Consider the following 14167-nt stretch of genomic DNA (forward strand, 5'->3'; position numbering starts at 1 on the left):
AGCACCTCTTGTCGGAATTGGCGACATTATAGTGGCCCGCGCGGCTCCTGGCGTGGCGCGCGGGATCGGTCACGGGGGGCGCCGGGCGGGCCGCCATGCAAGCCGGAAATCGGACGGCTTCGCACATCTTGGTAGGATTCAGCCTTTTCGAGCAGACGGTAACCGGTGTGAAGCGTTTTATTTCCCTGATTCTGGAGACCCTCGAACGAGGTCTGACCCGCGCGAACCCGCTCGTGACCGGGGCGTTGCGGCACCTGCGCCATCCGACCCGCCGCGGCGTGCTGAGGGCCTGCGCGGCGCTTCCGCTGTTGTTCGTGCTGTATGTGCTGCTGCTGATTCCGTTCACGCCGGGCATCGGCGATATTCGCAAGGCCAAGATCGAGCAGCCCGCGCGCATTCTCTCGGCCGACGGCAAGCTGCTCGCCGAGTTCAAGCCGTCCAACCGCGAGTGGGTCAAGCTCAAGGACATCTCGCCGAATGTGGTCAATGCGCTGATCGCCACCGAAGATCATCGCTTCTATGAGCATTTCGGGCTGGACTGGCGGCGCACCGCATCGGCTGCGCTGCATACGTTTTCCGGCGACCGGCAGGGCGGCTCGACGATCACGCAGCAACTCGCGCGCAATCTTTATCCGGACGAAATCGGCCGTGCGCCGACGCTAAACCGCAAGCTGAAGGAGGCGATCACCGCCTTCAAGATCGAGGCGCTCTACACGAAGGACGAGATCCTCGAAACGTACCTCAACACGGTGCCGTTTCTCTACAACGCGTACGGCATCGAGATGGCGGCGCGCACGTATTTCGACAAGTCGGCGTCGGACCTGAACGTGCTCGAAAGCTCGACGCTCGCGGGCATGCTGAAGGGCAACAGCTACTACAACCCGGTGCTCAACCCGGAGCGCGCATTGCAGCGGCGCAATACCGTGCTCGCGCAGATGGTGAAGTTCGGCAAGCTCACGCCCGCCGCGTTCGAGACGCTCAGAAAACGCCCGCTGCGCATCGACTTCGAGCGGCAGACCGAGCCGCCGGGACCCGCGCCGCACTTTGCGCAGCAACTGCGCAAGTGGCTCGCGGCGTGGGCGGACCGCAACGACTACAACATTTATTCTGACGGCCTCGTGGTGCGCACCACGATCGATTCGCGCCTGCAGACCATGGCCACCCAGGCGGTGATCCTGCAGGGCAACCAGTTGCAAGGCATCGCCAATGCGGCGTGGGGCAGCCGCGCCGGTTGTTCGAACGGCAAGGAACTGCTCGCAACCTTCCTGCGCGAAACGCCGGACTTTCGGGCCGCGAAAGACATGGGCCTGACCGACGACGATGCGCTCAAGCGCGTGTCGTCCGACCGCAACCTTGTGCAATCGCTCTGCGAATCCAAGACCCGCGTGCAGGCGGATTTTCTCGCGATGGACCCGCGCAACGGCCAGATCAGGGCGTGGGTCGGCAGCCGCGACTTCAGTCAGGATCCGTTCGACCACGTGCAGCAGGCGCGCCGTCAGCCTGGCTCGACGTTCAAGCCGTTTGTCTACGCGGCCGCCTTCGAGGCGGGTGCGAAGCCGACCGACACGCTCGTCGATCAGCCGGTCGAAATACAGCTCGCGGGCGGAGAAGTCTGGCGTCCGAGCGACGAAGACGAGCCGAGCGAGCGGGCAATCACGCTGCGCGACGGGCTCGCCTATTCGCGCAACCGCATCACCGCGCAACTGATGCAAACGGTCGGCCCGAACAAGGTCGCGCGGCTCGCCCGCGCCATGGGCGTGCGCGACAGCCCGCTCGACGCCGTGCCGTCGCTCGCGCTCGGCACGAGCCCCGTCACGCTGAAGGAGATGGTGTCGGCGTACGGAACGATTGCCAACCTCGGCGGATACGTGGAGCCGGTGATGGTCACGCGCATCGAGGACCGCAACGGCGAAGTGCTCGCCGACTTCGCGCCGGTGCAGCCGCAACAGGAACTGCCTGCGGACGCCGCCCGCACGCTCGTCGACGTGATGCGCGACGTCGTGAACCGCGGCACGGGGTCGGCGATACGCGGACGCTTCGGCGTGCGCGGCGACGTAGCCGGCAAGACCGGCACGACGCAGGGCAACGCAGACGGCTGGTTCATCCTGATTCATCCGCAACTCGTGGCCGGCGCGTGGGTCGGTTTCAACGACAGCCGCGTGACGTTGCGCAGCGACTACTGGGGACAGGGCGCGCATAGCGCGTTGCCGATCGTCGGCGACTTCTTCCAGCGCGCGCAGCGCTCGAAGCTGGTCGACACACGCGTGAGGTTCGCCACCGAGCAGCAGCCGGGCTGGTTCGCCGAGCGTTCCGAGCGGCTGCGGGAATGGTTCCAGCATCTCTTTCCGTCGTCGACGGTGAAGTCTCAGACGGCGGTGACCGCTCGCAACACGACGCGACGTGCGCCTGTGGCGACGGCTTCGCCGGGGGCGGCGACTGAAGGTGTGAGCGCCGAGGCTGCCGCCAGTGCAGCAGCGGGCGCCAGCGCGGAATCGCGGGCGTTACCGCCGCTTCTTTCCACGCCCGGCGACGCCACGGCTTCCGGTTCATCAGCGACTTCGGTGTTCGGCAGCGAGCCCGTCCACGGCGACGCGCAGGGCGCCGGCGCCGCGGCGTTGGCGCCTACGCCCACGCCGGACGACGTCGTGCCGCCCGACGCGGTGGGCGCCGGAAGTCAATCTGGCGCGGCGAACGGCTCGCCTTGAGCGCGACCAGGCTAGGGACGACCCGGCGCCGTGTCGCCGCGTCCCGTTAGCTAGTATTCCGCGACTGGGGGCCCCGCGGACGCGTCGCGTCGCGCGGTGCCCGCCGACGCTTCCAGCGCCGGGTCGTGATGCAGCAGCAAAGCGGCCGCCGCCCCGACGAGGCCCGCGCCTGCGAGGCAGAGCAGTCCCGCTCCGAAACCGCCGGTGCTGTCCTTGATCCAGCCCATCGCGTAAGGTCCGAAGAATCCGGCTAGGTTGCCGAGCGAATTGATCGCCGCGATGCCGCCGGCAGCCGCGGCGCCCGACAGGAACGCAGCCGGTAAAGTCCAGATAACCGGCAGACAGCCGAAGATACCGAAGCCCGCAATCGACAGCGCAATCATTTTCTGCACGGGATTGTCGAGCCCGGCCGACGCCGCGATGCCGAGCGCCGCGACCGTCAGCGCGATCGCCACATGGCGTTTGCGTTCCAGCTTGCGGTCCGAATGACGTCCCCAGTAAACCATGCTGATGACGCCGACGATATACGGCAGCGACGTCACAAAGCCCGTCTGCAAGTTAGTCAGACCGAAGGCCTTGACGATCTGCGGCAGAAAAAAGCTCAAGCCGTAATTCGTTGCATTGGCGCCGAAATAGATGAGCGCGATGGCGAGTACGCGCCGGTTCAGAAGCGCTTCTTTCACACTAAACGCATGCACGGCTTCGCGATGCTCGCGTTCCTGCTTCTGACGTGCGACCAGCCAGTCGCGCTCATCGGCGGCTAGCCAGGTTGCGTCGGCCGGTTTGTCGGTCAGGTAGAACCACACCGCGAACGCCAGAATCAAAGCGGGCAGGGCTTCGATCAGATAAACCCATTGCCAGCCGGCGAGACCGGCGAAGCCATCCATGGTAAGCAGGGCGCCCGAGATCGGTCCGCCGATCACCGTCGACAGCGGAATCGCCGCCATGAAATAGCCGACCACGCGGCCTCGATACGCGGCGGGAAACCACAATGTGAGCAGGAAGATGACGCCTGGGAAGAATCCCGCTTCGGCCACGCCGAGCAGAATGCGCAAGCCGTAGAACACATGAGCCGCGGACAACCCGGTGTATTGCGCGATATGTGGGATATACGCCATCGCACCGGCAAGCAAACCCCACGTGAACATGATTCTCGCGATCCAGCGGCGCGCGCCGAATTTTTCGAGCAGAAGATTGGACGGCACTTCGAAGAAGAAGTACGCAATAAAGAAAATCCCCGCGCCGAAGCCGAATGCACTTGCGGAAAGACCGAGCGCCTTGTTCATCTGGAGCGCGGCGAAGCCGACATTGACGCGGTCCAGATAGGCGATGAAATAGCAGACGATCAGGAACGGCACGAGCCGAACCGTCACACGTTTCATGGTACGTGCTTCGAGTTCCATCGATGTCTCCTCCAGTTCATTGTCCGGATGGTTTGAAGATTTCGTTAAAGACTAATCGCTCGGCCGCGATTCGGGAAGCGCTTTAAACAGTTCCAGCGCGCCAATGCGTCGATGCTGCGCCTGCACAGATTGTTCAGGTGAGGGCAACAGTGTTTTCGAGCCGTGAGGCTGATCTCGCACGCGTATTTCCGGATAATTGCGGCTGCGATACAACCCACCGACCGCGCCGTAACGACTCCATGCGCGGTCATGAAACGATCAGACAATCCAGGTGCATCATGTTGAACAAGCTTCGCGATTGGTCTCGCGTCGCCATTGCGGCGCTCGCGACAGGAGGCGCGCTTGCCGGCTGCGCGTCCTCGACGCACGTCGTCGCAACCGATAAACCCGGCACCTACACAGTCGCGGCAAGCGCGACGGGCGGACGCATGGCATGGGCGCGCGCGCACGGCGAGGCACTGAACGAGGCGCGCGAGTATTGCGAGCGGCGCGGCATGCAGAGCAGCATCAATGTGGAAACGGTGAGCGGGGTGGAGATGCTGACGACGCATGGGTCGTCGGTCAACTTCGAATGTCATCCGAAGTTCTAGTACAGAGACCACGCGTTATTCGCCACAGCTACAGCGCCTGTGCCGTTATTTTGTGTCGAAGGTCGCGAGCGTAGTGTCTGTGATGTGCGCCACGACGATTGCGAGGCGCCGGGCGGGTTCTGCGTCGCGCATGTTTGCATTGCCGCGCAATACGGCTTGCAGTGCAGACGAGTAGCAGAAAGTGTTCGCTAGCGCACAGACCGGCCCCGTAGTGCTTGTTCAACTTGGCTTGTTTTGTCCGATACGGTCTGCCTGAACTGGCGACGGTGCGTCCTTCTGCGGACGCAGCATTAGATCGGTCACAGGTTATCTCCGCGTCGCCCTCGGACTTGCCGGGAAGAGTCAGCGCGCACGCAACTTCTTCCTGCTCCTGAAGGAAGAGGTGCCGCCATGAGGTCGCTCACTGGTGCTGTCCTCGCGCTGACGCTGACGCTCGCCGGATGCGCCTCCGATCACACATCCTCGAATAATGCGTCGTCGGCGCAGCCCGGCAGTTGCAAGGTCGCGACGGAGGCCGAGATCGCGTCGTTATTCGACCGATGGAATCAATCTCTGCAGACCGGCGATCCGCACAAGGTGGTCGCCAACTACGCGCCGCGGTCCATTCTTCTTGCAACGGTATCCAGCAAGCCGCGCCTGACGGTTGCGGACAAGGAGGACTATTTCCAGCACTTCCTCCAGGATCGTCCCTCCGGAAAAATCGACATGCGTTTCGTCGACTCAGGCTGCAATTCGGCTGTCGACGCGGGGCTTTACACGTTCACGTTCGCGAGAACCGGTGTCGTTGTGAAGGCGCGTTATACGTACACCTATCGTTGGGACGGCACCCAATGGCTGATTACCAGTCATCACTCGTCGGCGATGCCGGACAAGGAGTGAGATGGGTGTGGCTCGTGCCTCCAGCCGCCAATAGACGTTGCCAGCAGCGCCCAGCTTACTGGCCAATCGTTTCGCGTCTACGACACCGGCAATCTTCGCTGCCCGCTTGCTTTCCATCTCTGATGGCGTGAGCGCGGCGTCCTGCGGGAAATCCCGACGTTTCGGCGCCACCATCATTGCATACAATGTGTCAACGCAAGCCGATCCAAGGAACAAAATGGCTCACCACGAAGCATCATTGCATACAATTCCGCCTGAGCCGCCTCGTTCTGCGGACGACGTCTACACCGCAATCAAGGACGCAGTGACCAGCGGCCAATACGGCCCGGGTCAATATCTGCGTGAGGAACAGCTTGCGAAGAGCCTCGGCGTGAGTCGCACGCCGGTACGCGAGGCCTTGCGGCGTCTCGACGCGGATGGGTGGGTGGAAACGCGTCCGAATTACGGCGTTCGCGTGAAGATGTGGACGCTGCACGACGCCCGCGAGATCTTCGAGGCGCGTCTTCTGGTCGAGCCCTATCTCGCGGGGCGCGCGTCCTTATCCATCGGTGCTTCCGACATAGAGCGCCTCCGAACGCTAGCGGATGCGATGCTCGCAATTACGCAGCAGCCATCGACGCCCGAATCCAGCGAAGCCTGGTTCACGGCGAACAGCGAGTTCCACGCAATCATCACAGCCGCCGGGAACAACGCGCGCCTCGACCGCTCGCTCAGGTCGATGAAGGAAACGCCGCTCATCAAGTGGACGTTTGGCACCTATAGCGACGAAGATCGCGTCCGCAGCGCACGCCAGCATTTCGAAATCGTTCGCGCGCTCGAGCAGCGCAACGCCGCGTGGACGGAAGCCGCCATGCGCTGCCACATTCTCGCCGCTGAAAGTGCGGTGCTCGACCGTCGCGAGGGGGAGCGCCCCACGTCCTGAACCCGCGCGCCAGGAGCAGCAAGGCACCAGCATCACGAGCAGTCATTCAATAGTCGCGACGACGACAATACTGGAGACGAGACATGCCGAGCACCCATAGATATACCTTGAGCACCGCAAGCGCTGGTGCACGCCTCGATCGGCTGCCGATCTCGCGCTTCCACACGCGCGTGCTGTGGCTGATCGGCGCGGGCATGTTCCTGGATTCGTTCGACATTTATCTTGCCGGCGGCGTGCTCGGCGCGCTCGCCAAAACCGGCTGGTCGACGATGCATCTGAACGCGGCGTTCCTGTCTTCGACGTTCATCGGCATGCTGATCGGCGCGTTCACCGCCGGTGTGCTCGGAGACGCGAAAGGCCGCAAATTCACGTACCAGTTCAATCTCGCAGTGTTCGGCCTCGCGTCGCTCGCGGGCGCGTTTGCGCCGAATATGACGTGGCTGATCGTGTGCCGCTTCTTCATGGGACTGGGCCTCGGCGCGGAGATCGTCGTCGGTTATGGATCGGTCGGCGAATTCATGCCGCCTGCCGTGCGTGGCAAGTGGTCCGCGTATCTGTCGCTCATCACGAACTCCGCACTGTTCTTTTCAACGTTTCTCGGGTATCTGATCATCCCGTCGATCGGCTGGCGCGCAATGTTCGCAATCGTCGGGGTCGGCGCGATGATCGTGTGGGTGCTTCGCAAGAAGATGCCCGAGTCACCGCGCTGGCTCGAATCGAAAGGCCGTTACGCCGAAGCCGAAGCGATCCTGCGCGAAGCAGAAGAGGAGTCGGCGCGCAATGGGACGCTGCCGCCCGTCGTCGATGCGCCGCGCACCGTCACGAGGAAAACCACGCTGCTCGAACTCTTTGGGCCGGCGCAAATTCGCCGCACGTTCCTTTCCATCGTGGTGCAGGTTGCCGTCAACATGGTGATCTACGGCTTTATCGTGTGGGTGCCGACGTTTCTGATGAAACAGGGGCTCGGCATGGCATCGTCGCTCGGCTATACCGCACTGATGGCGCTCGGCGGACCGGCAGGGGCGCTGCTGGGCGTACTGCTCGCCGACAGGATCGGACGCAGGAAAGGGCTCATCGCGGTGTCGGTGCTCACGGCAGTTATCGGCTGGTTATACGGGCATTCGACCGGCATCGAAATGGCGACGCTGCTCGGCTTTCTGCTCTTCACGCTCACGTACCTGATGGTCGCGCTCGGTATTGCGACATACATCCCGGAACTCTTCGCCACGGAGAATCGCATGCGCGCAAACGGCATCGCGGGTTGCGCCGGGCGCATCACGGGCATCTGCGCGCCGCAACTCGTCGTCATGATGTATGCGGCGGGCGGCGTGAAGGACGTGCTGACGATGATCATCGGCACGCTGGTCGTGTTGGCGGTCGTCCTTGCAGCGTTCGGTATCGAGACGAATCGACGCTCGCTCGAGGACATTGCGCCTTCGATCGACACGAACGATCCGCTGCCGGCCTCATCGCTTTCACAATGAATCGCAACGTTCAAATTTCCACTTCCTTCGTTAAACAGGACACGTATGAGCGTCACACAGCAAAGCAGGCGTCAAGCGTTGAAAGCGCGGTTTGCACGCAAGGAGATTGTCACTGCGCCTGGCATCTTCGACATGATCTCCGCGAAGATGGCCGACTCGATGGGCTTCGACTGCCTCTATATGACGGGCTTCGGCACAGTAGCGTCGTACCTCGGTCTGCCGGATGCGGGGCTCGCCACGTACACGGACATGGTCAATCGCGTCGCGGCGTTCTGCGGCGGCACGAACACGCCGATGATCTGCGACGGCGACACCGGTTATGGCGGATTGCTAAACGTCGCGCATACCGTGCGGGGTTATGAGCACGCGGGGGCGGCAGGCATACAGCTGGAGGATCAGGAATTCCCGAAGAAGTGCGGCCATACGCCGGGACGGCGGGTGATCCCGGTCGAGGACATGGTGCGCAAGATTCAGGTCGCCGTGGAGAGCCGCAGCGATAGCAATTTCCAGATCGTCGCGCGCACTGATGCGCGGACGTCGCTCGGTCTCGATGAAGCGCTGCGTCGTGGCGAGGCGTATGCGAAGGCCGGTGCAGATGTGCTGTTCATCGAATCGCCGGAGAGTATTGAGGAACTCGAAACGATCGGGCGCACGTTCGATATGCCGTTGCTCGCGAATGTGGTTGAAGGTGGGCGGACGCCGCAGCTTGCGCCCTCTGAGTTGCAAAAGCTCGGCTTTTCTCTGGCCATCTATCCAGCTTCGGGTTTCTTATCCGTTGCGAAGGCGCTCAGAGATGTCTATGGGCAGATTCTTGCGCACCGGAGCACGGAAGCCGCCACTGACTCGATGTATCCGTTTTCCGATATGTGCGAGTTGATGGGGTTCCCCGAGGTGTGGGCGTTCGATCGCGCGCACGCGGACTAGAAGAGCGACGCGGCTTAACGTTTGGTTGCGCTTTTCTGGGTCTAAGCTGCGAGAGCTACCTCAGCGGTTACCTTAACATCGCATGTTCCGATCTGAACGGACCGAAACTGCAAGTCGCGGTGCAGCAGGTTCTGCCATAAGGCCAAAGACCTATTGGCCCGATACATTCTGTGGGCTAACTTTTAGGAAGCGATCGACCAACGACCTGGCAGTTGTGCAACAGGAGCAAGCTCATGGAATTTGTCCTGTTACTCGCAATCTTTTTGACGTCGAGTGGATTTCTGATTGCCGCTCCCCGTACATCGGATCCTCCCGCGGCTGCCTTAGCCGTCCCGCCGTCTGCTCAAGGGGCCTGCGAAGGCTGCGGCCTCACATTCCAAGCACCTTCCCAATCCGCCGGGACGGTAGTTCTATCTACCGCGCGCGCTTCTGAGGCAGTGCGGTCGCAGTGACACGAGAATGACGCCCGCAGTCGCGCCGCCACCGTGAAGCCGTGGCGGCAAAATGCCAGCGGCGCAGGGTGGCATCGTCAGCGCGCAGAAAGTTGCCGCTCTGAAAAACCCGTCCAGGCTTTCTGCTCGCAGCCATTCGTGCACATGCGCGGGGTCAGCCCTCCCAGCCACCGCCCAACACCTTGTATAACGTCACGAGATTGGACTGCCGCGAGAGAATATCGGTGGCGAGTTGCTGCTGCGCAGTGTAGAGCGTGCGCTGCGCGTCGAGGAAGGTGAGGAAGCTGTCCGTGCCCGTCTTGTAGCGTGCCTCTGCAAGCGTGTAGTAGTTCTGCGCCGAAGCGACGTACTCGCGGTCCGCCTTGATTTGATCCACATAAGTGGCCCGCGCCGTCAGCGCATTCGACACCTCTTTGAACGCCGTCTGGATCGCGCTTTCGTAGTCCGCGACCTCGATCTGCTTTTCGATTCTGGCGACATCGAGCGATGCCTTGTTGCTGCCGTAATCGAAGATTGGCACCGATACGCTCGGCGCGAACGCCCACGCGCCGGTGCCCGCCTTGAACAGATTCGACAGCGTCGAACTCGACGTACCTGCGGTCGCCGTCAGTTCGATCTTCGGGAAAAACGCTGCGCGCGCCGCACCGATGTTTGCGTTCGCCGCCTTCAACGCATGCTCTGCCTGCACGATGTCCGGCCGACGGGTGAGCAGCAGCGACGGAACGCCTGCACCGATGTCTGCGAACATGGACTCGTCGTCGAACTTGCGCGCGGGAGGCAGGTTGTCGGGAATCGGCGCGCCGAGCACGGCCGAGAGGTTGTTGCGGTCTTGCGCGACAGCGCGCCGGTACGACGCGAGATTCGCCTTTGCGCTCGCCAGCGAGTTCTGCGCCTGCTGCACGTCGAGCAGCGATGCATTGCCGAGTTCCTGCACGCGCCTCGTGACATCGTAGGTGGCCTGATCCGACTTCACGGTGTCTTCTGTCAATTGCAGCAGGCGCTCGTCAGCGAGCAATGTCAGATAGTCGGTCGCCACCGTCGCGATCAAGCTGATTTGCGTGCTTTGCCGCGATGCATCTGTTGCGAGATAGTTTTCCAGCGCCTGGCGCTTCAGGCTGCGCAGGCGCCCAAAGAAGTCGATTTCCCACGACGTCGTGCCGACGCTGACATCGCTCGAACTTGCAATGGCGCCTTGCGTGCGCTCGCGAGTCATGTTGCCGCTTGCCGTAATGGACGGCGCAAGGGCAGCGCGCGTGATCCGGTATTGGGCTTCGTACTCCGCCACGTTCAGCGCCGCGACGCGCAGATCGCGATTGTTGGCGAGCGCGATTTCGATCAATCGTTGCAGACGCTCGTCGCGAAAGAAGCTGCGCCATGCGGTGTCGACGGCGAGCGGTGCCGTGCTCGGCGTCGCTGCAGAGGCTGCCAGGGACCCGCTCGCGCCCGCATCGGCTGCGGCTTTCGCTGCGGTCGTGCTCTCATATGCGTCGCCTTCCGGATAGGCTGCCGGAATAGGCGCGGCGGGCCGAACATAGTGCGGATCGAGCGTGCAGCCCGTCAGCAGCGCGACCACGCATGCAACCGCGCACGCACCGACTTTGAGTTTAATCATTCAACACCTTCCTGTTGCTGGGCGTCGCCGTGTTCGCCGAACAGGCGGCGCACGACCACAAAGAACACCGGCACGAAAAAGATCGCGAGAACCGTGGCGGCGATCATGCCGCCCATCACACCGGTGCCGATCGCATGCCGGCTCGCCGACCCGGCGCCCGTGCTGATGACAAGCGGCAACACGCCGAACACGAAGGCGAGCGACGTCATCAGAATCGGACGCAGACGCAAACGCGCGGCTTCGATGGTCGCCTCGATCAGGCTGCGACCTTGCGCTTGCAGGTCTTTCGCGAATTCGACGATCAGGATCGCGTTTTTCGTGGAGAGCCCGATCGTCGCGAGAAGACCGACCTTGAAATAGATGTCGTCCGACAGGCCGCGAATATGCGCGCCGAGCACCGCGCCCAGCACGCCGAGCGGCACCACGAGAATCACCGCAATCGGAATGGACCAGCTCTCATATAAGCCCGCAAGACAGAGGAACACGACGATCAACGAAATCGCATACAGGTAGATGGCCTGCGAACCGGCCATGCGCTCCTGATATGACTGACCCGTCCAGTCAATGCCATAGCCCGCCGGCAGTTTTTTCACGAGCGCATCCACGGCCGTCATCGCCTCCCCGGTGCTGGCATTCGCGCCGGTCTGAGCCGTCATTTCCATTGCAAGCGTGCGGTTGAAGCGTTCGATCTGCGGCGGCCCGAACGTCCACTTGCCCGTCGCAAATGCGGAGAACGGCACCATCTGGCCGTCGTAGCCGCTGGTCGTGCTGGTGCTTGTGGTGCTGCTTGCGGAACTGCTGCTGGATGTGCTGCTCGTACCCGATTTCACATACCAGCGTCCCACGTCGGACGGCATCATCCTGTACGGCGCATCGGCCTGCACATACACCTTCTGGATGCGCCCGGTATCGACATAGTTGTTCACGTACGACGAGCCGAACGCCGTCTGCAGCGTGTCGTTGACATCGGCGATGGAAAGCCCGAGCGCGCTCGCCTTTTCACGGTCGATGTCGACATGGAACTGCGGGGTGTCTTCCAGACCGCCTGGCCGCATCCCGGACAACGCGCTGTCTTTGGCCGCGAGTGCCATCAATTGCTGGCGCGCGGCCATCAGCTTGTCGTGGCCCTGGCCCGCACGGTCCTCCAGTTCGAAGTCGAGGCCGCTCTGCGTGCCGAGCTCCTGAATAGCCGGCGGATTGACCGCAAAAACCTGCGCTTCGTGCGACGCTGCGAAGTGCATGTTCGCGCGCTGGATCACCGCAGCCGCCGACCCGTTGCTGCCGCGCCGCGCGCTCCAGTCCTTCAACTTGACGAAGGCGAGCGCATTGTTCTGTCCCGAGCCGTTGAAACTGAAGCCCGTCAGCGTGATGAGCTGGTCCACTTCCGGCTGGCTGCGATAGTAAGCCTCGACCTTCTTCACCACTTCGAGCGTCTGCGAGGCGGGCGTGCCGACCGGTGCGGAGACCGACGTGATGATGGTTCCCTGGTCTTCGTCAGGCAGATACGACGACGGCAGCTTCATGAACAGCAGCGCGACCACCCCCGCGATCAACGCGTAGATCACCATGTAGCGCATCGGCTTGCCGATTACGTGCGCGACCGCCGAATCGTAGCGGTCCGTGCCGCGCGAGAGCACGCGGTTGAACCACCCGAGCAAGCCGCGCTTCGCGTGATGCTCGACGTCGGAGCGCTTGAGCAGCGTCGCGCACAGTGCGGGCGTGAGTGTCAACGCAAGAAACACGGAGAGCAGCATCGCCGCAACGATCGTGATCGAGAACTGCCGGTAAATCGCGCCCGTCGTTCCGGAGAAGAACGCCATTGGAATGAACACGGCGATCAGCACGGTCGTGATGCCGATCAGCGCGCCGGTGATCTGCTCCATTGCACGGCGCGTGGCCTCGATCGGCGAGAGGCCTTCTTCCGCGATCAGACGCTCGACGTTTTCCACCACCACGATCGCGTCGTCCACCAGCAAACCGATTGCCAGCACCATTCCGAACATGGACAACACGTTGATCGAGAAGCCCACCGCCGACATGACGCCGAATGTGCCGAGCAACGCGACGGGCACCACGATCGTCGGTATCAGTGTGGCGCGCAGATTCTGCAGGAACACGTACATCACGACGAAGACAAGCAGCACCGCTTCGATCAGCGTCTTGACCACTTCTTCAATCGAGATGCGCACGAACGGCGTGGTGTCGTACGGGTAGTCGACGACGACATTGCGCGGCAGTTGCGGACTCAGTTCGTTGAGCTTCGCGCGCACGGCCTTGGCCACGCTCATGGCGTTCGCGCCGCTTGCTAGCTTGACCGCGAGCGATGCGGCAGGCTTGCCGTTCAGACGCGAGTCGGTGCTGTAGTCGTCGGCCCCGACCTCGATCCGCGCGACGTCCTTCAACATTACTTTCGAACCGTCGCTATTCACGCGCAGAAGGATCGCGCCGAATTGCTCAGGCGTGGTCAGCAGGCTCGACGCGGAAATCGTCGCGTTCAATGCCTGCGTTTTAGTCGACGGCGAGCCGCCGATCTGGCCGACGGAAAGCTGCACGTTCTGATTCGTGATTGCGGTGGTGACGTCGCTGGTGGCGAGGCCGACTGCCTGCAGTTTCACCGGATCGAGCCAGATGCGCATGGCGTGTTGCGCGCCGAAGAGCGTGACGTCGCCGACGCCGTCGATCTGCGTGAGCGGGTCTTCGATCTGCGTCGCGATGACGTTGCCGAGGTCGATGGAGCTCATGCTGTTGTCGCTCGACGAGAGCGACACGATCATCAGGAACGAGTTGGCCGCCTTCGCGACCTGAACGCCTTGCTCCTGGACGGTCTCGGGCAGCGACGAGGTCGCTTGCTCGACCTTGTTCTGCACCTGGACCTGCGCGATGTCCGCGTTGGTGCCTTGCTGGAACGTCAACGTGATGCGCGCCTGGCCGACCGAACTGCTCGTCGACGACATATAGAGCAGATGGTCGATGCCGCTCAGTTTCTGCTCGATCACCTGCGTTACGGTCGTCGCGACGGTCTCGGCGGACGCACCCGGATACGTCGCCGTGATCTGCACGGAAGCCGGCGCAACGCTCGGATATTGCTCGACCGGTAGGGTCTCGATGGAAGCGCCGCCAATCATCATGATGACAATGGCGATGACCCACGCGAGGATCGGTCGGTTGATAAAGAAACCTGCCATGAGATTCTCGC

Annotated in this window: 9 protein-coding genes; 6 read left to right on the top strand and 3 right to left on the bottom strand. The window is 62.6% G+C overall.

Going from position 1 to position 14167, the window contains the following annotated elements:
* The first annotated feature begins 167 nt into the window (after positions 1-167).
* The gene (locus SB753_RS10390; protein WP_410800292.1) at positions 168-2705 is read left to right on the top strand and encodes a penicillin-binding protein 1A; all 2538 of its coding nucleotides are present in this window, start codon (positions 168-170) and stop codon (positions 2703-2705) included.
* Positions 2706-2755: 50 nt separating this feature from the next.
* Here the strand turns inward: SB753_RS10390 and SB753_RS10395 are convergent, their stop codons facing one another.
* Positions 2756-4108, bottom strand: a complete 1353-nt coding sequence (locus SB753_RS10395; protein ID WP_410800117.1) for an MFS transporter — start codon at positions 4106-4108, stop codon at positions 2756-2758.
* A 278-nt stretch (positions 4109-4386) separates the two neighbouring features.
* On the opposite strand from SB753_RS10395, the gene SB753_RS10400 reads away from it, so the two are divergent.
* The 5 genes from SB753_RS10400 to SB753_RS10420 all read left to right on the top strand — a co-directional run bounded on the left by SB753_RS10400 (position 4387) and on the right by SB753_RS10420 (position 8907).
* The gene (locus tag SB753_RS10400; RefSeq protein ID WP_020065994.1) at positions 4387-4698 is read left to right on the top strand and encodes a hypothetical protein; all 312 of its coding nucleotides are present in this window, start codon (positions 4387-4389) and stop codon (positions 4696-4698) included.
* Between the two features lie 390 nt (positions 4699-5088).
* The gene (locus SB753_RS10405; protein ID WP_214879454.1) at positions 5089-5577 is read left to right on the top strand and encodes a DUF4440 domain-containing protein; all 489 of its coding nucleotides are present in this window, start codon (positions 5089-5091) and stop codon (positions 5575-5577) included.
* 217 nt (positions 5578-5794) lie between these two features.
* Positions 5795-6499: a GntR family transcriptional regulator gene (locus SB753_RS10410; protein ID WP_410800118.1), complete on the top strand. Its 705-nt coding sequence runs from the start codon at positions 5795-5797 to the stop codon at positions 6497-6499.
* 83 nt (positions 6500-6582) lie between these two features.
* On the top strand, positions 6583-7983 hold the full coding sequence (locus tag SB753_RS10415; RefSeq protein WP_408414685.1) for an MFS transporter: 1401 nt from the start codon (positions 6583-6585) through the stop codon (positions 7981-7983).
* Positions 7984-8028: 45 nt separating this feature from the next.
* Complete coding sequence (locus SB753_RS10420; RefSeq protein WP_410800119.1) at positions 8029-8907, top strand: oxaloacetate decarboxylase; 879 nt, start codon at positions 8029-8031, stop codon at positions 8905-8907.
* A 606-nt stretch (positions 8908-9513) separates the two neighbouring features.
* Here the strand turns inward: SB753_RS10420 and SB753_RS10425 are convergent.
* Together SB753_RS10425 and SB753_RS10430 are read right to left on the bottom strand one after the other, a co-directional pair.
* Complete coding sequence (locus tag SB753_RS10425) at positions 9514-10971, bottom strand: efflux transporter outer membrane subunit (RefSeq protein ID WP_410800120.1); 1458 nt, start codon at positions 10969-10971, stop codon at positions 9514-9516.
* The gene (locus tag SB753_RS10430) at positions 10968-14156 is read right to left on the bottom strand and encodes an efflux RND transporter permease subunit (protein ID WP_410800121.1); all 3189 of its coding nucleotides are present in this window, start codon (positions 14154-14156) and stop codon (positions 10968-10970) included. Before SB753_RS10430 ends, SB753_RS10425 begins: the two co-directional genes overlap by 4 nt.
* Positions 14157-14167 lie beyond the last annotated feature (11 nt).

The sequence above is a fragment of the Paraburkholderia sp. SIMBA_053 genome, from assembly GCF_046534895.1.
GTDB classification, from domain to species: domain Bacteria; phylum Pseudomonadota; class Gammaproteobacteria; order Burkholderiales; family Burkholderiaceae; genus Paraburkholderia; species Paraburkholderia caledonica.